The sequence below is a fragment of the Synechocystis sp. IPPAS B-1465 genome, assembly GCF_003015225.1.
Classification (GTDB): domain Bacteria; phylum Cyanobacteriota; class Cyanobacteriia; order Cyanobacteriales; family Microcystaceae; genus Synechocystis.
Genome location: NZ_CP028094.1, coordinates 1,107,235 through 1,131,714, shown reverse-complemented (window position 1 = coordinate 1,131,714; position 24,480 = coordinate 1,107,235). Strand labels below are relative to the sequence as shown.

The window sequence follows — 24,480 nt, the reverse complement described above, 5'->3', positions numbered from 1 at the left end:
TAGCCTCTAATTACCGAGACCATATTTGTCGATGAAACCAACTGGTTGGAACCAATTTTTACTGGACATTACCCACGACTACAATCTGCGAGGCAAGCTAAAAGAGGTGTTTTTGGCCCGCTTTGCCTATGAGCATTGGCGTAAGTCCGACCTGGAAGTGTGGGAAATTGCCGAAGCCGCCAGCCATGAAACCTACAAAAAGCAAATGACCCAAATTTATGGAGTTTTTGCCAATGATAAACCAGGGGGTTGTCCAGAATTAGATGCCAGTAGTCGTGGTCCGGGTAAATTTCAATTGTTGCGGGACTGGTTTAAGGAGGTGAAATATCCCCAATGGCAGAGTGAGCAGTTTGCCGTCGGCGTTAATGGCCTTACCCCCGCACTGACGGTTGGTCGTGGCAGTCCCCTGGGGGATAACGTTATCTATGTTCTACGGCTACCCACAGAACAACAATGTCTGGAGGAACTGACCAGGGGGGGAGCCCTCTTGCGCATTAAAGCCCCGGAAAAAATGGGTAAAACTTCCCTTCTACAATTTTTGCTGGCGGAAGTGGAAGCAACGGGCGATCGCCATATTTATCTCAACCTACAAACGGCGGAAAGCGCCATGTTTAGTAGCCTAGATAAATTTTTGCGTTGGTTCTGTGCCAACTTAAGTCGAGAATTGGGCATCAAACCCAATTTAGATGACTATTGGGATGAAGAATTATTTGGCAGTTTAGTTAGTTGTAAAACCTACGTACAGGATTATTTACTTAGTCAAACTGACCGGGCGTTAGTAATGGCCATTGATAACCTAGACCGCTTGTTTGAGTTTCCCGTTATTGCCCAAGACTTCCTGCCCATGTTGCGCTATTGGCATGAAGAAAGTAATAACCTGGCTCAATGGCAAAAGCTACGTTTAATTATTGCTAATTCCACCGAAGCTTACGTCAAACTAGATGCCAACCAATCCCCTTTTAATGTGGGTCGCCAATGGAAATTGACCGGTTTTACCAAAGAACAAATTCTGCAACTTAAAGCCGCCTATGGTTTTGATGACAATCAAATTGAAGAGGAAAATTTATTAACCCTCGGTAAACTGGTGGGGGGCCATCCGTATCTGATTCGTTTGGCCTTGGATGCGGTACAAAAAACCAATGTGGACCTACCAACCATTTTAGCCAACGCCGTCACCCAGAGTGGCATTTATAGCAATCATCTCCGTCGTCTGTGGGGCTTACTGACCGGGGCACCGGACTTAGCCGCTAGCATGAAGCAGGTGGTGAACAGTGAAAATCCAGTGCAATTAGACCCCCCCATTGCCTATCGTTTGGAAAGTATGGGTCTGGTGACCCTTAGTGGTGATCAATGTAGTGCCAGTTGTCCTTTGTACCAACGTTATTTCCATGAGCAATTGTGACGTTTTTTGCCGGCTTGCTGTGGTGGATGTTCAACTTTAACCCGGGCTTGTGTCCTAAAATATCGGAGTCAGTTTAGTTGGTTCTAGTCTGCTAATTACGGAGAAATGGAGCAAAAACTTGTCTAAGACGCCTGCTGTTCCTCCTCCAAAATCGTCAGTCCTGATTGGCTTGAATAATTTGTTCTAATTTCCCCCTAGGCCACTTTCTTCGCTAAAACAGAAACTAACCGTCCCCGGCGGTGGTCTAGTCCCTTTAGACCCCATGGTCAGTGAGTCGTGAACTGAGTTGATTTTGCCAAGTATCCATGAGCAATAATCCTTCCCCTCACAGTGCGGGGGCGATCGCCAAATTGAGACGTTGGCTAACTAGACCCAGCACCTTGATCACCCTAGGGGGACTGACGGTGGTTGGTACGGGCCTATATCTGGGGGGACAACACCTGGCCTACCGGGAAGCATCACCGTTTTTGGAGTCGGAATTATCCAGATTGTTGGGTCGGCCGGTGGACATTGGCCCGGTGGAAGATTTTCGTTTACTGGGGGTGCGCCTTGGGGCTTCTTCCCTGCCCCGGACCGTTGATGATGCCACGGCGATCGCCATTGAAGCCATTGAGATAGATGTCAATCCCCTCCCTTTCCTGGTGGGACAACCGGTGGAAGTTAGGGCCACCATCATTAATCCCCAGGTGAACCTGGAGCAAAAACCCACGGGGCAATGGACCACCATTAAGTTACCGGAGGGGGACAAACCCTTTTCCCTGCCTCTGGATTTAACGGTGGGAGTTAATGTACAAAATGCCCAATTGCAACTGTTACCCCAAGGTTTGCAACAGCCAGTACAAATCACTGCAGCCGGTCAAGGAGGTTATCAATATCGACGCCAAGGCGATCGCCAAACTGTTAGCTACGACTTGGGGGTGCAATCCCTGGGCAGTGATCTCCAGGCCCAGGGGCAAACGGTGCTCAACACGGGGGAAAGTCAAACCAATGTCACCATTAATCGCCTCGATTTACCGGCTTTAGCCAGCCTATTACCTCCTTTACCAGTGGCCTTGGAAACCGGAGAAATTTCTGGCCAGGTGCGGGGCAGTTTACCTAGTTGGCAACAGTGGTCCGCTTTACAAACTCTCGGCAATGTCGAGTTGAAGCAACTGCAGGCCCGCATCGATAAGGTTAAAGCTCCTTTGCAAGTGGGTTTAGACCTAGGTTTTACCGGACAAAAGTTGCAGATTAACCAGGGCCTGATCAACCTTGGCCCCCTTAATGCTGCTCTCCAGGGCACCATTGATTGGCGATCGGGCTACGATCTCCAATTCACCACCAAGGCCATTGACACTGCCGCTTTCCTCGACACCATTGCGGTGCCCCTACCATTACCCATCACAGGACAAGTCCAAGCCCAGGGACAATTGCAAGGAACCCTCACCAGCCCCCAACTCCAGGGCCAGTTAACCAATGTAGCTGCAGTAACTGTGGACCGGGTTCCTTTGGATCGCCTAGGGGTAAATTTCCAGGCGGATTTAGACCAAATTGCTTTAGTCAATGTCAGTTTACGCCCCACCAGTGGAGGAGAAATTCAGGCCCGGGTCCAGTCCCCTTGGAAACTGCGCCAATTGTTAACCCCAGAAGCAGACCAATGGCGATGGCAAACCATTCCCGTGGCCGGGCAAGTCTCCGGGGTGATCGCCACCATGGCTTTGTTAAATACCTATGACCTGAATTTGCAAGAGGTAGAAGTTGGTAACCTGGGTTTTTCGGGCCAAGCGGGGGGCACGTTGGGCAATCCCCGGTTCAATGTGCAATGGCAAACCACCAACGGCGATCGCCAGGGTCGTCTTAACTTAAGCACCAGGGGAGAAGCTAATTTGGCGGGCCCTCGATTGACCTTAACTGGAGCGCAGATAAGCACCAACGAAGGCTCTTTCAACGTGCAGGGCCAAGCCAATTTTGCCCAGGATCGTTGGCAAGCCCGCTGGAATACGACCCAGTTCCCCCTGCAACCTTTTTTGCAAACCCTTTGTGGCTTGGAAAAAAGTAATTTTTGTTTACCCCAACTGGCGGCCCAACCCCTCACCCTCAATCGGGGCGAAGGCAATGTGAGTGGGGAAATTTTTACTTTTGATCCCAACCGTTGGCAGGGCAATGCCGAACTGCAATTAACCAGTAACCAACAAACCGCCACCATCAATGCCAGTCTCCAAGGGGGTCAAATCCAGGCTGAGGTGGCAGCCAATAATATAGCCGTTAATAACTACTTGCCTGCTTTAGCCGCTCCGGTGGCCCTAAGCCAACTCACCGCCCAAAGCCAATTACCGTTAGCCCCCTTACTCGCTGGGCAATTACCCCTGGGACAGATAGAAGGTCGTACCCAGTTCACCGCCCTAGTGGACGATCGCCGAGTTACGGCCAATGCCCAACTGGCGGAGGGCACCGTGCAAACCAATGCCAATCTCGGAGCCATTTCTCTCAATACCTTTTTGCTCCAGTTACCAGTGGCGGCTAGGTTGAACAACGGAGAAATCCAAGCCCAAGCTTTTGTAGGGGACATTAACACCTGGCAAGCTTTACGCAGTTTTGACCTCAACCGTCTCCAAGGCCAAGGACAATTGAACCTAACCGTGGCCAATGGCCCCGTAGCGGTGAACGGTTCTTTGCTCAATGGCAACCTGGCGGCGATCGCCAATGTGGTGGCCATTCCCCTCAATGCCCTAGCTCCAGAAATTCCCTTCCCGGCCCAGGTGGAAAAGGGCCGAATTTCTCTGGGGGTAAACTTAGCAGATTTGGTGCAAGCTCAACCGGATCTGAGTCGAGTAGCGGCGATCGCCAATGTAGATTTGGAAGTTGCCGGAGGTACTGTAACCAGTGTCAGTGCTCTGAAAAATTTAGCCTGGCAAAGTCGGCTCACCGCCAAGGATATTAACCTCAATCCCGTTCTGGCTCAGTACGGCGGCACCGATGGAGTATCCCTTGCCCCAGTGGAGGGAGAAGTTAAGCTGGCGGGCAACTTGGGCAATGTATTTACCAATGATGGAAACTTGGAGGCCATTCCCGTCACAGTACAACAGGCGTTGTTCCGCAGTGGGGAGCAAACCGTTTCTGCCCAGGGCAAGATAAGTGTGGGCAGTTTTAATCAACGACCCGCATTAACCAATGTCAATCTCAATGTCCGCAATGGCCTGAGTTTTGCCCAACTGCCCGTTAATGCCCTGTTAACTCAACTACCCTTAGCACCGGAATTTCGTCCCCAAGCTTTGGCCCTGGAGGGTAGTAGTCAATTTACTGGCCAATTAACAGGACGCAATGTCACAGGGCTTGGGGATTTAAAACTGGCTGGTAATTTGGCGGTCAACAATTTAGCCGTTAATGGTTTTGGCTTTGAACCCCAATTGCGGGGCCCCCTGGCGGTGCAGTTAAACCAAAATGTCCTACTGGATCTCCAGGGACAAGTTGATCGCCTAGCAGTAAACCTCCAACCCTGCCGGGGCAATTGCCTCTTCCCCTATCTCCCCACCAGCTTTAATCTGCGCCAAGCCTATGAACGGGAAAAACCCATCCTCGCCCAGGGCAAACTCAACGGCGATCGCCTGGCCATGGAAGTGGCGGATTTTCCCGTCGCTCTGTTGGATCTCCGCCCGGGTCTACGTTATCAAATTGTCGAGCAACTGGGTGGCAACTTTAACGCCGACCTAGTGGTTAACCTCCGCAACGGCCACGGCCAAGGTAATTTAGCTATTGATGGCGTTACCCTTGGCACCACGGCGATCGGTGAAGTAACTGCGGCCCTGGCTTACCAAAATCAAACCCTACAACTCAAACAAGGCCAGCTTAAAACCGCTCTTGGCCAATACCAAGCCCAGGGGTCACTGAACTTCAGAACCGAAGCCATCGAAGCTAGGGTAAACGTCAAAGATGGTGATATTGCCCCCTTGCTAGCGGCGGCCAACATTTCCGATGTGGGATCCCTACTGCGGCTCACCGGTTTGGAATCTACCCCTAAAGAATTAGCGGATACCATTGGCCCTCTCAGTTTGGGTAACCCCGATGGGGCACTGGAAAATCAACTTAATCTCCTTTATGTCATTGACCAACGTATTATCGCCCTCGCCCAGCAGTACGAACGGGGGGGCGTACCGACCCAGTTAAATGTTCAGGGTAATTTCGATGCAGCCCTTAATCTGAATGGCACCCTGCGAGATCCGGCCCTTGCTCTCAAAGTACAGGGCAAAAATTGGAGTTGGTATCCCCAGGGGCCCTTCCCCAACATCGTGCCCCCCATTGGGCTAGTGATGAATGAAACCCGTTTTCTGCCCATCGAACAGTTTCAACTTGAAGCCAAATTTGCCGATGGCCGTCTGGCCTTACTACCTTCCTTTGTGCAGATTGAAGAATCTCGCTTGGGGGCCGAAGGAATTTTCTCCCTAGAAAAAAGTCAATTGCAATGGTCGATTAAGGATTTTAATCTGAATAATCTGGACTCCTTTGTGGAAATGCCCTCTGCCTTTGGGGCTCGCCTTAATGCCCAAGGAAGCTTTGCCCGAACCGCCGCTGGCCCTAACCTATCGGGGCAGTTTGAGTTTGACCAGATCACCCTCAACGCCAGGCCGGTGCCGGAAGAGGTGGGGGGCAGATTTGATTACCAAAACAATTTATTGCAATTGGTCACTTCGGAAGCTTCTCCCCTCTACCTAAGGGCCGATGTGCCTATTTATTGGAATCCCCAGGAAGCTAAAACTGCGGAAGGGCCAAATACTTTTAGTGCTGAATTCAAAATTCCCCCCAATTCCTTGGAGTTATTGGACGTGGTCAGTCAAGAGCAATTGGTCTGGCTTGGTGGGGAAGGATCCGCAGATCTGAAAGTGGAAGGGGAAATTGACCAAAGGAATGGCATTGGCATTTCTGACCTCAGGGCTTTGGGGAAAGTCAGTCTCAACGGAGCCCAGATCAGGAGTGCTGCCCTACCAACCCCGGTGCAGGTGGATGGGGAAATTCTGTTTAACAACACCACGATCGCCATTGAGCAATTAACAGGACAACTGGATCAAAGCCGTATTGAGGTGGCGGGAATTTTACCCCTGTTTGAGCCCCAGCCAGATTTGGAAAATCCGCTTCAGGTGAGCATTAAACCCACTAATATCACCATTCCCAATCTCTACCAAGGTAATTTGGCGGGGTTTGTCACCGTCCAGGGTTCTGCCCTGGCCCCCAGTTTGACGGGGGATGTGGCCCTGGCCAACGGCCGATTTTTTGTGCCCGATCGCAGTTTGGAGAATCAGCCCAGTCGCATTGCGGAACTACGTACTAGATTAGGTTGGTTCAAAGGGACGAGGCGATCGCCAATGGTGGAGCCCCAGTTAAATAATCTGCGTATCACCCTGGACAATCTGCATATCGAGCAGGAACCCCTCTACGTTTTTAACTTTGGTGGTGGGCTCACAGTTAATGGCCCCCTGACCAACTTCGATGATCTAAGGGCCGATGGCACCATTAGCCTCGACCGAGGTCGGGTCAGCTTTCTTGATACCCGCTTTTTGCTCGATCGCCGGGCCCCCAACACGATTACGTTTTCTCCCAACGAGGAGTTAATTAATCCCAGCTTGAACATTGCTATGCGTACTATTGTGTCAGACTTGCCCCAGTCGGCCCGCATGCGCTCCCAGGAAACCAATGAATATCCCGACGACAGCCTGAACCAAATTGAACGGATTGATGTGCGCCTGACCATTGACGGCAGTTTGAGCCAGATTTTACCCAACATTAATCCCCGCTACAGCGCTGTTTGTGACCCTACTGTTACTTTTCGGCCGCTGACGGGGGTGGGTAGTTTCGACGAATTTCAGCTCGATCGCCTTTCCCGTTGCCTACAAATCCTGGCCGCCCAGGGGGTGCAAAATGAGCAAATTTTCAGTAATCCGGCCCTGAGTTTGACCAGCAGTCCTCCCCGCACCGAAGGGGAAATTGTCCGCCTGTTGGGAGAACAGGTCATTGTCCTAGTGGATGCACTCCAGGGGAAAAACTCTAGCCAGTTATTACAGGTGGGCATTACCCAGTTAGCGATCCCGATGATTTTCCAGGGATTGGTCTACGATGTGGAAACCGCCATCAGCGACAAGATTAAAAGCACCGATTTCCGGGTGGTGCCTTTCCTCGAAGCGATCTATGAAGTGGAAGATAAGGGATATATGCGTTTTACCTACGATTACAATTTCAGCCAGTTCATCATCCGCTATGAGAAACAGTTCTAAAACTGGCACCCTAGAAGCCGGAGCTATTTTTTTGTTAAGGTGGGGCAAATTTCAACTTTTACGGTGCGGTGGTTTCCGATCCCCATGGGGCGCTTTGGTGCCCGGTTCAGGGAGAATGACCAAGGCCCAATTGCTATCCATAGTTCCATTTCCATAAATTGTGTTAGGAGAATTAGTCCCATGTGTGTTGGTTGCTTTGTTGTTTCCGCTTTTACCCTGTTTATGCCCCCCACGGAGGCTCCTGTCCCCAATGGTTTAAGCTTTGATGGGGCTCCGCTCACCATGGAACAGACCCAGGTAATGGCCAATCCTGTGGCCGAGCAAGCGGAACTGGAACAATTGCAAGTGGCGATCGCCGAGATGGTGGCCTCTTTTCCAGATAACGCCGAAGGACAGATGTTGAAAAATAAGTTTGGTGAACTGGAACGGCAACTCCAAGCCACCGATGATTTAGCTGAAGCTAACAATATTTTGGATGAGGGCTTTGAGGAAATTAAACAAAAAATCCTCGATTCTCCCCATGCCGACAGTTTAATCAGCCTAATGTACGAAATTCGGGAAGCGCAATTTGAACGACTCCAGGTTTTTGCCCCAACGATCCCTGGCACCAAAAATGGCTGGTTGAGCTAACCCCATTTGATTAGCTAATTTTTACCCTTCTTTCCCCTGGCGATCGCCTTTGGCCCTGCCTTTTCAGGCTATAGAAGTGGTCTGGGTCACCCAATAGTTGTGATCTAGATCACAGAGGGCCACGGCCTGGATCTCTACAATGGTCAATGGGCAGTATGCCTAATCTGCCTGTTTGGGGCCATGCAAAGGACATAGTTTTCTATGGTTAGTCCAGGTTTGACGCCTCTGCCAAAGTCCCTCCACCTGCTGGTTGCTTTTAAGTGAACACTGACCTTTGTAGGGATCGAAGGGTAATTATGAAACCTCGTTTTGTCTTAAATTTTCTCACCGCCGGTAGGAAAAAAGATTCCGCTGGTTTTGCCCTACCCCTAGTGATTATGGGTGGGTTGGTTATTACCGTGGCCGCGGCGGCGATTGTCATGAAGGGCATGAATGATCAAAATCAGGTCACAGCCCAAGCAGCTAAATCTACTGCTGACCAAGCGGCTGAAGCTGGATTAACTCAGGTTCAGGCCTTTCTTCTCAAGAATCCTGTTTTAGCTAAGAAACACTTTTCCCAATGGGGAAGTACAGCTAGTGGCTCTTTTGTCCCCAATGATGCATTTCTAACCGAAGCGGCAGCAGAGCTTCAGGGAGCGAGTTGTAATTATAAAAATATGACAGTGGATGAAGTCAAAGATGCTTTGGCAACTGAAATAACAGCTTTTTATGATCAGACTATGTCTGCTCCCAAAGCCCTGCCTAACCCGTCAGGTAATGGGGCCAAAGCTCCTAAATTTCAGATGGTGGATTATCGATTTGACGCCAGCCAACAAAAAGGAGTGGTTCACGTTCGAGGTCTAGCTGGTGAGGATAATAGTCCTAATCAAGCAAAAACCAATTTGGTTGCAAGTTTCCCCATAACGGACGGCAGTGCCCCATTTACTGGAGTTGTGCCTGGTTTATGGGTTAAAGGAACTATCACAGCAGGGCAAAATGTCAACAATCCCGGTTCTGTGAATGCTCAGGTCATATACGAATGTGACAAGCCAACCTTTACTACAAGCGCTGGCAATGGTCAAAATTCTGGCTATACCGAGTATGTTTCTGGTTCTCAGCGGATTGCTCTACCAAATTCAATGGATCCCCCGGGAGCCAGTCCCATTCCGATGCCCGATCCACCTACTTCTGCTCCCGCCGGAGTTACACCTGCTTCTTTGCCGACGGTTACAGGCAATCTCACTCTACCCCGTTCCGGCACAGACACGACAAGTTCTTCAAACTATAATTCTGCCAACCAAACTTATTACTACACAATAAATTCAACCTCAGGAAAGTCCGTATCTGGAAATGGAGTTAATCTTCAATTCACCCCCGGTCAGAAAGTGGTTTTGTTCCTCACAGGAAATGTGGATATTGGTGGTAACTCCCAAATTGTCCATGATTGCTCTGGGGTATCTGGCTGTGACGCAACTGATGTCCAGATAATTGGTCCAATAGCTAATGCTAGTGGAACCTTTAGCACCGGTGGAAATTCTGCTGTCTGTAGTATCTTTTTCTGGGGACCAACTTACACCCTTAACTTGAGTGGTGGTGGTAATGCTGGCAACTGTTCATCAGGGGCAAACCAGAACGGAATTTATTGGGCAAAAAGTTGGACTGGTGGAGGTCAGGGTTCCCACAACGCATTGCACCAAACTGGAACGACTTGGGAAGTGATTAATCCGATTGCCAATTTCAAGGTTAAAAATCGTCTTGGCGCAAATTCTGACTGGAAGACCATCGATGAGCAAGGCGCTCAGTCTTTGATGTCTAGTATTCAGGTTCCTAACTAAAAGTTCAGTTTTATCCTTGTTTGAGCATCAAAGAGCGTATTCCAGATTAGGGAGCGGGAATTTTTGCAAACTGATTTTCCCCTCAGTCAGAAGAGTTTCCAGTCACAAATTATTCAACACAGGCAACAGTAAAACGACAAAGTAATAGACCAGGGGAGCGGTGAAAACGTAGCTGTCGGTGCGGTCTAAAATTCCTCCGTGGCCAGGAATTAATTGCCCAGAATCCTTAACTCCCGCATCCCGTTTCATCATTGATTCCGTCAAGTCCCCCAGCAGGCTAACTATGCCAATTAATAGGCCCAGTAAAGCGCCGGTAATTTCCCAGTAGGGCCATTGCAAATACCAAGCTCCCAATACCCCCACCAGCAAACTGCCTCCTACTCCCCAGAGGGAACCTTCCACGGTTTTTTTCGGGCTAATGTCCGACAGACGGGTACGTCCTAACCATTTCCCCATAATGTAAGCGCCAATGTCCGCCGCCCAGATGCAAGCAAAGGCAAGGATAGTGACCAGTAAGCCCGTGGGAAAATTTTCCGGATGGGCCCAGGACTCCGGCCAAAAACCATTCAGGGGCAAGTGCAAACCCATAGGGTTAACGGCTCCATCCCCCAACCGCAGTCGCACCCAATAGCTGGGCAAATAGCCCCCATAAAACAGGCCCAGTAACGAAGTAGAAATGTCGGCAATGGTGGCCATTTTGGGTTGAAACAGCAGATAAAAGCAAATTAATGCCCCGGTTAAAGGAAAAAATGCATCAGTTAAATGGGGGGTAACCGTGGCCGACAGCAGCAACATTAATGACAGCACCATGGTGGTCTTAGCGGCTGGGGCAATGCCCTTAGCCCGCACCATTTGGAAATATTCCCGCAATCCTAAATAAATTACTAGGGCGATCGCCGCGCTAAAGTACCAGCCCCCCAAAATTAGTAGGGAAAACGCCAAGGCAATACCGATGACTGCACTAATAATTCGCTGGGTGGGCATGGTAAAGGTAAAAAAGACCAAAAATAAGGAAAAGTGTCAACTTCGTACTAAAAAGTTACTCTTTGTTAACCTTTTCTTAGTTTTTATTTTAGAACAGAAGCAAACCCCTAGGCCTTCCCTTACATCTCCCCGACTAAGACAACTTTTCTCCCGCCAAAATAAAAGTAGGGTCCACCGCTGCAAAAATCTGTTGTAAACCACGTTTTTCTAGACGATTTACCCCCGCTTGCACCACCTCCACGTTGCGGACCTGGAGTTCCGACAGGGTTTCAGAAATGCCATAGAGACTTTCCAAATTATTCGCTGTTGCCACTAAACGACCTCCGGGAGCTAAATGGGCCCAGGTTTCCTGCAAAATTTGCTTAATGGGACGCCCTCCCTCAATGCAAATATGGGTGGGGTGGGCAATTAACTGCGGTAAGCAATCCGGAGCACTGCCCTCATGGACAGTCACATTAGTTACCCCAAACCGTTCGCAGTTACGGCGAATTAAACCCGCCACCTCCTCATCCCTTTCCACCGCCACAATGCGACTGCGGGGACACAGTAGGGCTAGTTCCACCGGAATGGTGCCAGTGCCAGCCCCAATATCCCAAATGATGGATTCCTCCTTCAATTGCAAAGCGGAAATAATCAGCAGGCGTACCTCCCTTTTGCTGAGGGGAATGCCCGGTAATCGTTCAAACAGGCCATCTGTAATTCCTGGGGTCTTATAGGGCCAGAGCATGGACTTAGTTTCTCCGCTGACAGTTAAGCCACCATTGTCCCCCCATTTTTCCGCAGGGGTAAATGATGGCCGATACAATCCTAGTGGCATCCTAGGCAAAAAATGTTAACCAGATTTGGGATTTTCTGTTCCTAGAGCCGACTCAATCCCCCAATCCACCAGAGTTCCATATTACTGGTAAATTTTGAGGTAAATATCCCCCTAACTTTAGAATCAGGGGGCAGTCAAACCAGATCTGGGACTATAAATCGGCGTATTCGGGATGGTATTCATCCAGGGAAATTTTCACCGGGGGCACATCCCAAATTTCCTTGCAGTATTCCCGAATGGTGCGATCGGAGGAGAATTTACCCATGCGGGCCGAGTTGAGAATGGACATTTTTGTCCACCGGTCTTGGTCGGCGTAGGCTTTGCTGACTTCATCCTGACAGCCCACATAGGCTTGGTAGTCCGCCAGTAGCATATAGGGATCGTGGTGCAGAAGGGACTCCACAATGGGATGGAACAAATTGGGGTTACCGGGGGAGAAGTAGCCGTGGGCAATGCGGTCAATCACAGCTTTTAGATCAAAGTTATTGTCATAGTAGGTGTGGGGATGGTAACCGTTTTCTTTCATGGCATATACCTGTTCAGCGGTAAGGCCAAAGAGGAAAAAGTTTTCTGGCCCTGCCTCTTCCCGAATTTCGATATTAGCCCCATCTAGGGTTCCAATGGTGAGGGCGCCGTTCATGGCGAATTTCATGTTTCCTGTACCGGAGGCTTCCTTGCCTGCGGTGGAAATTTGCTCCGACAAGTCGGCGGCGGGATAAATTCTTTGCCCCAGGGAAACGTTGAAGTTAGAGACAAAGACAACTTTGAGCCTTCCCCGCACATCGGGATCGTTGTTGACCACCTCCCCCACAGCATTGATCAACTTAATAATCAATTTGGCCATGAAATAACCTGGAGCGGCCTTACCCCCAAAAATGAAGGTACGGGGCACAATTTCCGCATGGGGATTTTGTTTGATGCGGTTATAGAGGTGAATAATTTCTAGGGCCGCTAGGTGTTGGCGCTTATATTCATGAATCCGTTTGACCTGCACATCAAACAGGGAGTTAACGTCAATCTGAACATTGCGATACTTGAGCAAATAGGCCGCTAAGTTACGCTTGTTATTTTGCTTAATTTCTCGCCAGCGACGACAAAATTCCGGATCATCAACAAACTTTTCAATTTGTCGCATTTCATCCAGGTTCTTCAGCCAACCATCGCCAATTTTTTCCGTTACCAACGCAGATAGTTCAGGGTTGCTGAGCAAAATCCAGCGGCGGGGGGTAACGCCATTGGTTTTGTTAAAGAACTTCTGGGGCCAGAGCTTGGCAAAGTCCCGCAGGGTATCTTTTTTCAGCAGTTCGGTGTGGAGGGCGGCTACTCCATTGATGGCATGGCTACCCACACAGGCCAGGTTGGCCATGCGAATTTTTTTGCCATGGTTTTCTTCAATCAAAGAAAGGCTTTCCACCAGAGCTTCGTCGTTGGGGAACCAGGTTTGCAACCCCGTTAGGAAGCGGTGGTTAATCTCGTAAATAATTTCCAAATGACGGGGCAATAGTTTGGCAAACAAATCCACTGACCAGCGCTCTAGGGCTTCCGGCATGAGGGTGTGATTGGTGTAGGCAAAGGTTTTTTGGGTGATGTCCCAGGCCTTATCCCAGTCGTAGTCATAACGGTCCACAAACAGGCGCATCAATTCGGCGATCGCCACGGCGGGGTGGGTATCGTTCAACTGAATGGCGGTGAGTTCGTAGAAAGTATCGAGATTAGGGTGGGTGCGGAGATGAATCCGAATTAGATCCTGCAGGGAAGCAGAAACAAAGAAATATTGTTGGGCTAGGCGCAATTCTCGGCCAGCGGGGGTATTGTCGTTGGGATAAAGAACCTTGGAAATGGTTTCCGCATCCATCTTTTCCGCTACTGCCCGGTCGTACAGACCAGAATTGAAAGCTTCAAAGTTAAATTCTTCACTAGCTTCTGCCTTCCAGAGTCGGAGGGGATTGACCGTATTGGTTTGATAACCAGGTACCGGAGTGTCGTAGGGAATGGCCAGAATAGTCCTTTCGGGAATCCAGACCACCTTGGGTTGATTTTTTTCGTTATGGATGATCTCCGTGTGGCCCCCTAGCTTTACTTCCACCGACTCATCAGCCCGGGGGATTTCCCAGGGATTACCAAACCGTAACCAGTTGTCGGGCACTTCCACCTGCCAACCGTCCTGAATACGCTGGTGAAAAATTCCAAACTCATAGCGGATGCCGTAGCCGATCGCCGGCACTTCTAGGGAAGCAAGGGAATCGAGGAAACAGGCCGCTAGACGGCCTAAGCCACCATTGCCCAAGCCGGGGTCTGGTTCCTGCTCAATAATTTCGTTTAAGTCCAGGTCAAATTCTTTCATTACCTGGTCGATTTTGTCGTACAACCCCAGGTTAATGAGGTTATTGCCTAAATGCCGTCCCATCAGGAATTCCGCCGACAGGTAACAAACCACCTTCACTTTTTCCTGCTTATAGGTGGCGACGGTCTTGATGAAACGATGCAACAGGCGATCGCGGATGGTATAGGCCAGGGCAACGTAGTAGTCGTAGAGGGTTGCCTGGGAACGATCAATCCCCTGTAGATAAAAAAGGTTATCCAAAAAGGCCCGCTTCAAAGTGGCCACACTCATGCCGGTGCGGTCATCTTCAATTGTGATAGTGGGTTGAGGGGAAGTGTTTAGGGTAGATTGATCAATCATTGATTGTTCCTGATGAAAAAGTCGGGGTGACATCACCCAGGCTAGCCGACGCTAGCTCAAAGTACAGAAGCCCGATCGCCTTCTATAACCACCATTAGTTACTCCGGCAATCCAGGCTCACAACAGCGATGCTAACTTTAGAGTAGTGTAAGGTCTCTGCCAAGACTCTACACCTACCCCATCGGGCATTGTTAAGGACAGTTGACACAGTGACAGAAAACTAATCTGCCCTTTGCCATCAATTTCTAATCACCGTAGTGAACAGATTGTCCATGATAACCACTGGCGATCGCCGCTTCTGCTTCTAAGCTCAGCTTTTAGGGTTGACTAGTGAAAAGAAGGGGGCAAAAGATGTCAGACTTTGGTGATATTCCCCCGGACTTTTCCCTGGGGAGGCCAAGGCCAATCACTATAATGGAGACGTGCGATACCGATATTCATTGGAAGTGGTCTGCACCGCCCTGCTTCCCCTTAAACCCTTGAACGTTTAGGGATATTAGCGGTTTTAGCCCTATGAACACCCAGTTTTTTGAAGAATACCAAACCCAGTTACTGGACTGGCAAAAGAAATTTTTTAGCACTTGGATGGAAAGCCTGCCCAAAGGCACCGCTGAAATTAAATTGACCGATACCTTTGAAACCAGTTTGAAATTACAAGAGGAAATGGTCAAAAGCTACCTGGAAGCCCAGGAAAAATCCGCCACAATGATGATCGATGCCCAAAAACAATTTTGGGACAACTATTTTCAAGCCCTGCGGCAAGAGCCCGTATCGGCTAACTAGACTGATGTAAGCCTATTAACCAACGGTGATTAATCCTTCGATTAGACCCAACTTATCGTACCGATCGACTTCGTTGCAAGCTTCATAGACTCGAAACTATGCGTTTCCCCCGGAGAATTTTAGGATTCTGTGGGGGTTTGCTTTTGTGCCAAAATTGCCTCAATTTGCCTTCCCACACTGCCCAACCTAGAAAAACTGTATTCTGCAATGCTGTTTTAGTCTGCTTTTGCGACAATACTGACCAAGGTTATGAAAAGTTTATTAAGTTTGTTGATGGTCTCCGCCGCAATAATCCCCCTTGGGGGAAAATGCCAAGGAACTACCGCCAACGATGAGGAGTGAAGGGCATGGTTAAACTGGGCCATTGGGGTAAAACCTGGCGTTATTATCTGTTGCTGGCTTTGGGAGTACTGTTGGCGATCGCCATACCGTTATTACCGGCCTTTTCCCAGGTTTCCCGCCAAACCATCATTGTGGCCACGGAACCCACCTTTCCTCCTTTTGAAATGACCGATGAAGCCACGGGGCAATTAACCGGTTTTGATGTGGATTTGATTCAGGCGATCGGAGAAGCGGCCCAGGTCACCGTTGATATTCAGGGCTATCCCTTCGACGGCATTATCCCCGCCTTGCAATCCAATACGGTGGGGGCGGCCATCAGTGCCATTACCATTACCCCAGAGCGGGCCCAGTCGGTGTCCTTTTCCAGTCCCTATTTTAAATCGGTGCTGGCGATCGCCGTGCAGGATGGCAACGACACCATCAAAAACCTGAAGGATTTGGAGGGGAAAAGATTAGCGGTGGCGATCGGTACCACTGGGGCGATGGTAGCGACTAACGTACCTGGGGCTAAAGTTACCAACTTTGATTCCATTACCTCTGCTCTCCAGGAATTGGTCAACGGGAACGCCGATGCAGTGATCAATGACCGCCCAGTATTGCTCTACGCCATCAAAGACGCAGGTTTGAGAAACGTCAAAATTAGTGCCGATGTTGGCAGTGAAGATTATTACGGCATTGCCATGCCCCTGGCTCCTCCTGGGGAAATTAATCAAACTAGGGAAGTGCTCAACCAAGGTTTATTCCAAATTATTGAAAATGGCACCTATAACGCCATCTATGAAAAATGGTTTGGCGAAAAAAATCCCCCCTTTCTCCCCCTAGTAGCCCCTTCCCTGGTGGGTAAAGTGGGCACGGCCCAGAGCCTGACCGAACGCAGTCAAGCTAACCCCAACGATAACTTTCTCATCACCCTGTTCCGCAATCTCTTTAAAGGTTCCATACTCACCGTTCTCCTCACCGCCTTTTCCGTTTTCTTTGGTTTAATCGGTGGCACCGGAGTGGCGATCGCCTTGATTTCCGATATTAAGCCTCTACAACTGATATTTCGCATCTACGTGGAGTTTTTCCGCGGTACTCCCATGTTGGTGCAACTATTCATCATCTACTTCGGTTTGCCGGCGCTGTTCAAGGAAATTGGCTTGGGCATCACCATTGACCGGTTCCCGGCGGCCATTATTGCCCTCAGTTTGAATGTGGCCGCTTATCTAGCAGAAATTATTCGAGGTGGTATCCAATCCATTGATCAGGGCCAGTGGGAGGCCTGTGAATCCCTTGGTATGTCCCCTTGGCAGACTATGAAGGAAGTAATTTTTCCCCAAGCTTTTCGCCGTATTTTGCCGCCCCTGGGTAACGAATTTATCACCCTAATTAAAGACACCAGTTTAACCGCCGTGATTGGCTTCCAGGAACTATTCCGGGAAGGGCAGTTAATTGTGGCCACCACCTATCGAGCATTTGAAGTGTACATTGCTGTCGCTCTGGTGTACTTACTTCTCACCACCATTTCTTCCTTCGTCTTCAAATGGCTAGAAAATTACATGGACCCCATTGGCCGGGCCAAGAAAAAAGCTAAAGCAGCGACGGCTTAGTTTGGTTTCTGCGGTAACTGTGATGCTTAGTTTATCCAGGCATTTGATAAATTTCCCCACCAATTAAGTCAGTTTGCCAATCCTTTTATTAGTTAATCTGTAACTGATCAATCTCCCCACCATCTATTTTTTATTTGCATCTAGTGTCTGACTTTTTCGTTAACTAAATCACTTAAAAAATGAACTTCACTAAACAGTTTACTTGCCTATCTTCCCTGGGGATTACTGTATTAATCACAGCCATTGTGGGGGGAGGCAATACGGAGCCCATTTTCGCCCAATCCTTGAATAATTTAGACAATTTATCTACACAGAATAATTTTCCTCAACGGCGGCGCTTGGGAAGTACTTTCACTGTCAACGACAATGCCAAAACCTCCGTTAGTAGCTTGCAAGCTACCATGGGCCAAGCGACCAGTGTTGATCAGTTGCGGGATGTGCAGCCCACAGCCTGGGCTTATGAAGCTCTGCAAAGTCTGGTGGAGCGTTATGGCTGTATTGTGGGCTATCCTGACCGTACCTTCCGAGGCGATGCCGAAGGCACACTGCGTGCCCGCCCTTTGAGTCGTTGGGAATTTGCTGCTGGCTTAAATGCTTGCATGAATGTGATGGAGCGTTTAATCCAAGAAAATGCGATGGTTTTACGGGAAGACATTGATAAACTCAAGCTTTTGGCTCAACAATTTGAACAGGAATTACAGGCCTATAACACCCGCATTGGTAACCTAGAAACTCGCATTGCTTACCTCGAAGACCGCCAGTTTTCCGTCACCACTAAGTTAACGGGGGATTCCATTTGGGTTTTATCCGGCGTTGGAGGCAGTGAACAGGCCGATGGCCCACCGGATCAACCGGTGCAAAATGGAGAAGTTACGGTCAATTTCCGTCAACGGATTAACTTTAATACTAGTTTTTCTGGGGAAGATAATCTCCTAATTCGTCTACAATCAGCCAACTTTTTCCTGGCTCGGGGGGGCAGTAATTTGACTGATTTTAACTTTGCCGCCACGGAAGAACAGGGCAATGTCAACATCAATAAAATGCAGTACAGTTTCCCGGTCGGCGATCGGGCCCGCATCTGGCTAGCCGGTAATCGCATCACCATGGATGACATCATGGACCCCCTCGCTCCCTACACCAATTCCTTTACCGATGGAGCAGTGTCTTTCTTCGGGGCGATCGCCCCCATTTATTTACCCAACGACAATTCCGGCCCTGGGGCGGGTTTTTCCTATAATTTCACCGATGACCTGAGTTTGGGAGGTTTTTATTCCGCCGGTAAGGGTTTTTCCCCCAATCAAAGTGAAGGACTATTTAACGGTCAGTTTGGGGTAGGGGCCCAGTTGAATTATGTCCCCGCCGCCAACACTGGAGTGGCTTTTTCTTACCTCCATAACTACATTCCCCAGGGGCAATACGATAGTTTTTCCGCTTTGGGTTACACCGGCTTGGCCAACACTGATAATCCGTTTGATGACGCCGCTAGTAGTACTAATCACTATGCCGTTATTTGGACTTGGCAGTTGGCCGACTGGTTTAGTTTGGAGGGTTGGGGTATGTATAGCGATGCGACGGCCAAAAGTGGCGATCGCCAGGGGGACACAGCAGACATTTGGAACTGGAAAGTTAGCTTAGCTTTTCCCGATTTGGGTAAGGAAGGTAATGTGGGCGTGGTATCGGTGGGCCAGCCTCCCTATGCTTCTTTTATCAGCAATAACAATAATGTGCCTGATATTACTCCCGCTACCACCGATGCTCCTTGGTTTGTGGAAACCTTTTATTTGTACCAATTCAACGATAACATTTCCCTCACCCCAGCCTTTTGGATTGGCATTAATCCCGCCAATGGCCGAGATCCCCTTTGGGTAGCCGCTTTGAGGACTAGCTTTAAGTTTTAAGAGCTAAGAGCCTATCAGTTACGATGGAAAGTATCTATTTTCTCAAAATCTACCTATGCTGAGAGAAAATCTAAAAGAAAAATTAGACGAACTGAATGATGAGCAAGTTGAAAAAATTGCTGATTTCATGGCTTTCATTGAGTTTCAGTCTAAACAAGTTGCATCGTCTCTTCCATTTTGGCAAAAAGCAACGCCATCCGACAGGGCTAGAGAATTTCGTGAATGGGTTTCGCAACTTGCTAAAGGTAGCCCAAGTTTAACCGACGAAGCTTTTGATCGCGACAGTATTTACGAAGAATGACGCGATATTTGCTTGATACCAATGTCGTTATGCGATTATGCTTGCAAATAGAATTACACATCTTTTGACCCTCAATCCAAGCAACTTTATTGGTATATCAGGTATTACAACTATTCATCCACAAGATTTGAACTCACTTGAAACTGATAGGTCATAGAATTGCCAATCGCCATTAGGAACGTTATGTGGAAACCTTGTTTACAATCATTCTATTTGGGAGTGATATACGAAAAGTTTCTGTATAATCCTTAGCTAGCTTACCAACAGGAGACCCATGTCAGAGATTGAGGAATCAGCAAAGGCAGTGCAGGAGATTGCAAAGGCAACCAGTAATGCCATAGACAAAACATCTGAACTGTCTCGATTTATTTCTCAAATTATAGGTCCGGCGATTCAGGATCTGGGCGACATTGTCAAGCAATACACAGAACACTGGAAAATTAGCAATGCCCTTCATTTGCGCGACAAGTTGGATCGCATATTAATTGAACGGGGCAATCCAGAAATCTCTAGTCTTCCTCTGCGGATTGGTCTTCCACTTCTGGGTGCAGCACTTTCCGAAGATGATGAAAACCTGCAAACCCTCTGGGCAAACCTACTTGCCTCTGCTTTAACAGAATCTGATCGCACTAACTCAACAAAGTCTTTTGTAGAAGTCTTAAAACAAGTTGATATTGTCGATGCTGAACTGTTGAACGTCCTATATCTTCTGCACTTAAGAGTAATGGCAAAACCGGATGAATTCACATATGCTAATGACTCCCGTAAATATAATATAGTTCAGATAAGCGTTGCACTGAACAACTTGGAGCGTCTGGGCCTCTTGATAATCCATAAATACGATGACACTCCGGTCGATGAAGAAGCAAGGATTAGTATATGGTATATGCAAGATGGAAATAGGAGCTTTAAGGCTCATGTCTCACTCACCTTATTTGGCATTCACTTTATGCGAGTCTGCACTGATCGTAAAATGACGCTCAGCGACGGGAGTGAGGTTCTTCCAATTGAAGATCGCTTTTATTATTCAAGGGCCGCGGACTAGAGCTAATATCAAGATGTAGAAGACGAGAGCAGCCGCGATCTGTCTTTTCATAGACTTCGACCTGCTTCTGACTCTTGGCGTTATGCGGCGGGCACCACTTACAAAGACAGTAAATTCTTCAATTTTTCAGTGAAATCAATATGAAATTATCCGATAAAGGTCTTACTATTAAAGATTTAGATTTTGGCACAGTTGATGCAGAAGCTGACCGGAGGTTAGCGGACTACTTCATTAGTACACCACAGGTAGACCAATCTCTTCGTTTTCGTAGTGCCCATTTTCTTGGTCGAAAGGGAGCTGGAAAGTCTGCAATCTTTACTCAACTCTTGCGATTGGCTACGGAACGCTACAAAGAAAGTGTTCGAGTAAGCTTAATGACACCAGATCAATATGCTTGGGGGGCAATGAAAGATTACCAAGAGCAAGGCTTACTTTTAGAACAGGCTCATACTAATGCTTGGAAATTTACTATTGCAGTTGATGCCTCAGCAGTCTTGTTAGACGTGTCTCCTGAAAGGCTTGACGAAAATGCTCGGAAGGCATTAGATCGTATCTGTAAATTTGTTACAAATAACTTTGGCGAGAATGCACCAACACCAACAAATACTGTAAGGACATTACTAAAAGGCTTGAACGCATTCAATCTTGAAGCTTTTGGGTTTGGTATTGGATTCGAACGTGACAAGCAGCAACAAATGTTAACGCCTCAAGTTATTGATTTGCTCCTCGACGCGATAAATGCCGTATGTAATGACCTTGGTGTTATAGTTGCGATAGATCGCCTCGATGACTCATGGGATGGTTCAGAGGTATCAAAAAGTTTAATGATTGGACTTCTTAAAGCAACTAAAGAAATAAATGATAAATATTCATTGGCTACAGGAAAAGGTATTCATGTGATTACTTTTCTTCGGTCAGATATTTATCAAGGTCTTCAATTTGATGACAAAGATAAGCATAGAGCAATCGAAGAAGAAATAATTTGGAGTCCAGAACTTTTAAAAGATATGATCAATGCTCGACTTCCTAATAATATATCTGTTGATGAGATATTTGAGGAGGGAGATATGCGTGGTGGTATTGCACCTTTTAATTACATAGTAAAACGCACTTTCTTGAGGCCACGAGAAGTAATTCAGTTTCTTCAAGAGTGCCAGAAAAGATCAGCTAGTGATGCAATAGAAGTGTCTAAAGATACTATTAGGGAATCTGAAGAACGATACAGTAGCTGGAAGGTGGAAGATCTTAAGCAAGAATATCGTCGTCTTTTCCCTTACTTCGGTGATCTTGTCGAATCGTTGCGACAAACGCAACATCGTTATGATTCCGTCGATGAATTTCTCGCTCTTCTTGAAGAGAAGGCTAAAAGTCTCTGCGAAAAATACAGTTCACGAGAGCTAATGATGCGTCTCTTTGATGCATCAATCATTGGTGTTAGGCTTGGTAATGCCGGAACTGCTAGGTTTCGTTGTGAAGATGCAGATTTACTGCTTCCAGCGGTAGGTTCTGTTTATATCCATCAAAGTCTCTATAAAGGGCTTAACATTAGAGAAACTCGATCATAAAGCTTGACTTGTATAAGTTTATGTATTTCATTCTGAAAGGGCTGATGTAACTCATGGGAATCCAGCAGGAAAGTTAAGACTCCCATCCTTTCGATCCTAACGCTAATCTTCATTGAGACTCAAACCACTGATTTATAGGCGGTCGTCTCTGGCAGTTGCTTTAAGTTTTAATCAACCTTGCGGGAAGAAACTGGGAAAAAACTGGCCCAGAGCAGGGCGGCAATGCCAATGTTAATGGAAACATCGGCCAGGTTGAAAATGGGGAAATTAATCAGGCGAAAATCCAAAAAGTCGATTACATGACCGAATAAAAAACGGTCAATGCCATTGCCCACCGCCCCCGCTAGAATGCAACCGTAACCCAACTGTTCTAACTTGCGGAGGGGAACTTTGCCGGCAAAGATAATTAGGCCGACGCTTACTGCGAGGGAAAGCCATTTTAACCAGCCAGCCCCGCCCCGAAAAGCACTGAACGCTGCCCCGGTATTGAGCACATAGGTGAAATGGAACACTCCAGACCACAACGGCCAAGTGGTGCCCACGGGGTCCATGGCCTGACTCACCCAAAGTTTACTGAGCTGATCCAGGATAATGCCGGCGATCGCCACTTGCCAGAAGAGGGGGTTTTTAGCGAGGGAAAAAGACCGGGCCATCAATAGAATAAAATTCTCCGCAAAAAGTAGGCCAGCACAGCAGTCAGACAGACCAGAATAATCTGGCCGGGCAATGCCATGAGGGAAAAAGTCAGCAAAGCTTGGGGCAGGTCTGCCAGGGACAGAATGGGGGGATTACCCAGTTTCAACACAGCCATCATGCCTAGATAAACTATACCCGCACCGTGGATGACTCCCAAACCGACTAGGCAACCTAGGGCCAGGGTTTCAATTTTGGTTTGGGAACGGTAGGCTAACCAACCACAGACCCAAGCTCCCGGAATGAAACCTAATAGGTAGCCAAAGGTGGGCTGTTGCCAGTAGTCCCAGCCGCCGCCATGGGCAAAAATTGGCAACCAAGCTAGGCCCAGCATAATGTAACCTAACTGGGCGATCGCCCCGGCTCTAGCCCCTCCCAAACAGGCGGTGAGCAATACGGCCCCCACCTGGTAGGTTGTGCCCAGGGGATTGGAATAAATGCCATCCTCCCACCATTGCCAAGGGGGATTGGTGGCAAATACCTGCACGAACGTACAGAAAACAGTCAACAGCAGTCCGGCGATCGCCAACAGGACTTCTGCTAGCAGGGAAGGCTTGGGGAGTTCAATCTCCTCCGTCACAAGGTCCAGGTCAGGTTCAGGATTGGTATTCACCGGGGATAGGGGCCTCTCCCCCTTCGAGGCCAAGGGATGCCAATAATTTTTGATCCCGTTCGGGAGGCTGGCCCAGGGTAGTTAAATAATGGCCCACTAGCATAGCGTTAATGCCCGCTTTTAGCCCTAAATCCTGTAATTCTCCCATCACCGCTTCCCGGCCCCCAGCATAGCGAATAATTTGTTGGGGCAAAATAAACCGGAAAATGGCGATCGCCTTGAGGGCATCGTAGGGATTTAACTTTTGTTGTTCCCCCAAAGGAGTACCGGGGCGGGGATTGAGTAGATTCAGGGGCACGGATTCCACTTCCAGTTCCCGCAGAGCCAAAGCTAGATCAATGCGGTCTTCCCAGGTTTCTCCCATGCCTAAAATGCCGCCAGTGCAAGCTTGAATGCCCGCTGCCTTAAGGTTTTTCACCGTATCTACCCGGTCTTGCCAGGTGTGGGTGCTGACAATTTTGTCGTAATAGGTAGCGGATGCTTCCAAGTTATGGTTATAACGAGTCACCCCAGCTTCCTTCAATTGCTGGGCCTGTTCCGGGGTCACTTCCCCCAACGCGCAACAGGGCTTGATGTTGGTTTCCTGGATAATTTGCCGCACTGTGGCCAGGATCTGCTCAAATTCTCGATCCTTGGGGCTATGGTATTTGGGGCCCCGACCCTGACTAACTAAGCAAAAGCGTTTAGCTCCCGCCGCCGCTGCCGCCCTGGCCTGTTCTAAAATTTCTGCTTCCGTTTTCAGACCGTAAATGGGGGAATTGGGGTCGGGATGGTGACTAGACTGGGAGCAAAAGCCGCAGTTTTCCGAGCAGTTACCGGATTTAACATTGATGATGCTACACAGATCCACCACATTGCCACAGCAGGCTTCCCGAATGCGATTGGCTGCTTCACAGAGCAAAAGAATATTCTCTTCCCCCTCGATCGCCGCCAACTGTAATGCTTCTTCCCGGGTTAGGCGATCGCCGTCAATAATGCGCTGACTGAGACCTGTTAACCAGGCTTGCAAAGTCCCCTGGCGATCGGCCGGGGAATTGGTGGGGGAAGGGGGACGGGAAGATGCTAGAACCACGGCAATA

Annotated in this window: 16 protein-coding genes; 10 read left to right on the top strand and 6 right to left on the bottom strand. The window is 48.5% G+C overall.

The genetic code is table 11. From position 1 onward, the window contains the following. Nucleotides 1-31 precede the first annotated feature (31 nt). From C7I86_RS05290 to C7I86_RS05275, 4 genes are all read left to right on the top strand, one after another. Nucleotides 32-1,402 carry an AAA-like domain-containing protein gene (locus C7I86_RS05290; protein WP_010872222.1) on the top strand — a complete coding sequence of 457 codons (1,371 nt, stop codon included), beginning with the start codon at nt 32-34 and terminating at the stop codon, nt 1,400-1,402. Between the two features lie 305 nt (nt 1,403-1,707). Further along, nucleotides 1,708-7,644, top strand: coding sequence for a translocation/assembly module TamB domain-containing protein (locus C7I86_RS05285; protein WP_010872221.1), 5,937 nt, complete (start codon nt 1,708-1,710; stop codon nt 7,642-7,644). 180 nt (nt 7,645-7,824) lie between these two features. Beyond that, nucleotides 7,825-8,274 carry a hypothetical protein gene (locus tag C7I86_RS05280; protein ID WP_020861621.1) on the top strand — a complete coding sequence of 150 codons (450 nt, stop codon included), beginning with the start codon at nt 7,825-7,827 and terminating at the stop codon, nt 8,272-8,274. Between the two features lie 296 nt (nt 8,275-8,570). Then, nucleotides 8,571-10,088, top strand: coding sequence for a hypothetical protein (locus C7I86_RS05275; RefSeq protein ID WP_020861620.1), 1,518 nt, complete (start codon nt 8,571-8,573; stop codon nt 10,086-10,088). Nucleotides 10,089-10,190: 102 nt separating this feature from the next. Here C7I86_RS05275 and C7I86_RS05270 read toward each other — a convergent pair whose 3' ends face one another. The 3 genes from C7I86_RS05270 to C7I86_RS05260 all read right to left on the bottom strand — a co-directional run bounded on the left by C7I86_RS05270 (nt 10,191) and on the right by C7I86_RS05260 (nt 14,572). After that, on the bottom strand, nt 10,191-11,072 hold the full coding sequence (locus C7I86_RS05270) for a phosphatidate cytidylyltransferase (RefSeq protein ID WP_010872218.1): 882 nt from the start codon (nt 11,070-11,072) through the stop codon (nt 10,191-10,193). Nucleotides 11,073-11,205: 133 nt separating this feature from the next. Next, nucleotides 11,206-11,799: a precorrin-6Y C5,15-methyltransferase subunit CbiT gene (gene cbiT, locus C7I86_RS05265; RefSeq protein WP_010872217.1), complete on the bottom strand. Its 594-nt coding sequence runs from the start codon at nt 11,797-11,799 to the stop codon at nt 11,206-11,208. Nucleotides 11,800-12,040: 241 nt separating this feature from the next. After that, on the bottom strand, nt 12,041-14,572 hold the full coding sequence (locus tag C7I86_RS05260; protein ID WP_020861619.1) for a glycogen/starch/alpha-glucan phosphorylase: 2,532 nt from the start codon (nt 14,570-14,572) through the stop codon (nt 12,041-12,043). Between the two features lie 513 nt (nt 14,573-15,085). Between C7I86_RS05260 and phaP the strand changes: the two genes are divergently transcribed. The 6 genes from phaP (at nt 15,086) to C7I86_RS05230 (ending at nt 22,095) form a co-directional block, all read left to right on the top strand. Further along, nucleotides 15,086-15,355: a phasin PhaP gene (phaP, locus tag C7I86_RS05255; RefSeq protein ID WP_010872215.1), complete on the top strand. Its 270-nt coding sequence runs from the start codon at nt 15,086-15,088 to the stop codon at nt 15,353-15,355. A 347-nt stretch (nt 15,356-15,702) separates the two neighbouring features. Then, the gene (locus C7I86_RS05250; protein ID WP_020861618.1) at nt 15,703-17,286 is read left to right on the top strand and encodes an ABC transporter permease subunit; all 1,584 of its coding nucleotides are present in this window, start codon (nt 15,703-15,705) and stop codon (nt 17,284-17,286) included. Between the two features lie 179 nt (nt 17,287-17,465). Next, a complete protein-coding gene (locus C7I86_RS05245) occupies nt 17,466-19,184 on the top strand; it encodes an iron uptake porin (protein WP_010872213.1) in 1,719 nt (572 codons plus the stop codon). A 55-nt stretch (nt 19,185-19,239) separates the two neighbouring features. Then, nucleotides 19,240-19,485: a hypothetical protein gene (locus C7I86_RS05240; protein WP_020861617.1), complete on the top strand. Its 246-nt coding sequence runs from the start codon at nt 19,240-19,242 to the stop codon at nt 19,483-19,485. A gap of 274 nt (nt 19,486-19,759) precedes the next feature. Then, nucleotides 19,760-20,530 (top strand): Abi-alpha family protein, encoded by a 771-nt coding sequence (locus tag C7I86_RS05235; protein WP_010872212.1) that lies wholly within the window; start codon nt 19,760-19,762, stop codon nt 20,528-20,530. Nucleotides 20,531-20,670: 140 nt separating this feature from the next. Continuing rightward, complete coding sequence (locus tag C7I86_RS05230) at nt 20,671-22,095, top strand: P-loop ATPase, Sll1717 family (protein ID WP_010872211.1); 1,425 nt, start codon at nt 20,671-20,673, stop codon at nt 22,093-22,095. Between the two features lie 167 nt (nt 22,096-22,262). On the opposite strand, the gene lspA is transcribed toward C7I86_RS05230, so the two are convergent. From lspA to bioB, 3 genes are read right to left on the bottom strand one after another with little or no spacing between them, the layout of a single operon-like run. Then, on the bottom strand, nt 22,263-22,748 hold the full coding sequence (gene lspA / locus C7I86_RS05225) for a signal peptidase II (RefSeq protein ID WP_010872210.1): 486 nt from the start codon (nt 22,746-22,748) through the stop codon (nt 22,263-22,265). Beyond that, nucleotides 22,748-23,401 carry a biotin transporter BioY gene (locus C7I86_RS05220; RefSeq protein ID WP_010872209.1) on the bottom strand — a complete coding sequence of 218 codons (654 nt, stop codon included), beginning with the start codon at nt 23,399-23,401 and terminating at the stop codon, nt 22,748-22,750. The genes lspA and C7I86_RS05220 overlap by 1 nt, the downstream gene beginning before the upstream one ends. Beyond that, the gene (bioB, locus tag C7I86_RS05215) at nt 23,385-24,473 is read right to left on the bottom strand and encodes a biotin synthase BioB (protein WP_010872208.1); all 1,089 of its coding nucleotides are present in this window, start codon (nt 24,471-24,473) and stop codon (nt 23,385-23,387) included. The genes C7I86_RS05220 and bioB overlap by 17 nt, the downstream gene beginning before the upstream one ends. Nucleotides 24,474-24,480: the final 7 nt, after the last annotated feature.

Excerpts from the sequence above, each read along its gene's own strand:
- C7I86_RS05260 (WP_020861619.1), bottom strand. The coding sequence starts at position 14,572 with ATGATTGATCAATCTACCCTAAACACTTCCCCTCAACCCACTATCACA.
- C7I86_RS05235 (WP_010872212.1), top strand. The coding sequence starts at position 19,760 with ATGTCAGAGATTGAGGAATCAGCAAAGGCAGTGCAGGAGATTGCAAAG.
- C7I86_RS05290 (WP_010872222.1), top strand. The coding sequence starts at position 32 with ATGAAACCAACTGGTTGGAACCAATTTTTACTGGACATTACCCACGAC.
- C7I86_RS05230 (WP_010872211.1), top strand. The coding sequence starts at position 20,671 with ATGAAATTATCCGATAAAGGTCTTACTATTAAAGATTTAGATTTTGGC.
- cbiT (WP_010872217.1), bottom strand. The coding sequence starts at position 11,799 with ATGCTCTGGCCCTATAAGACCCCAGGAATTACAGATGGCCTGTTTGAA.
- C7I86_RS05245 (WP_010872213.1), top strand. The coding sequence starts at position 17,466 with ATGAACTTCACTAAACAGTTTACTTGCCTATCTTCCCTGGGGATTACT.
- C7I86_RS05280 (WP_020861621.1), top strand. The coding sequence starts at position 7,825 with ATGTGTGTTGGTTGCTTTGTTGTTTCCGCTTTTACCCTGTTTATGCCC.
- C7I86_RS05250 (WP_020861618.1), top strand. The coding sequence starts at position 15,703 with ATGGTTAAACTGGGCCATTGGGGTAAAACCTGGCGTTATTATCTGTTG.
- C7I86_RS05240 (WP_020861617.1), top strand. The coding sequence starts at position 19,240 with ATGCTGAGAGAAAATCTAAAAGAAAAATTAGACGAACTGAATGATGAG.
- lspA (WP_010872210.1), bottom strand. The coding sequence starts at position 22,748 with ATGGCCCGGTCTTTTTCCCTCGCTAAAAACCCCCTCTTCTGGCAAGTG.
- C7I86_RS05275 (WP_020861620.1), top strand. The coding sequence starts at position 8,571 with ATGAAACCTCGTTTTGTCTTAAATTTTCTCACCGCCGGTAGGAAAAAA.
- C7I86_RS05270 (WP_010872218.1), bottom strand. The coding sequence starts at position 11,072 with ATGCCCACCCAGCGAATTATTAGTGCAGTCATCGGTATTGCCTTGGCG.
- phaP (WP_010872215.1), top strand. The coding sequence starts at position 15,086 with ATGAACACCCAGTTTTTTGAAGAATACCAAACCCAGTTACTGGACTGG.
- C7I86_RS05285 (WP_010872221.1), top strand. The coding sequence starts at position 1,708 with ATGAGCAATAATCCTTCCCCTCACAGTGCGGGGGCGATCGCCAAATTG.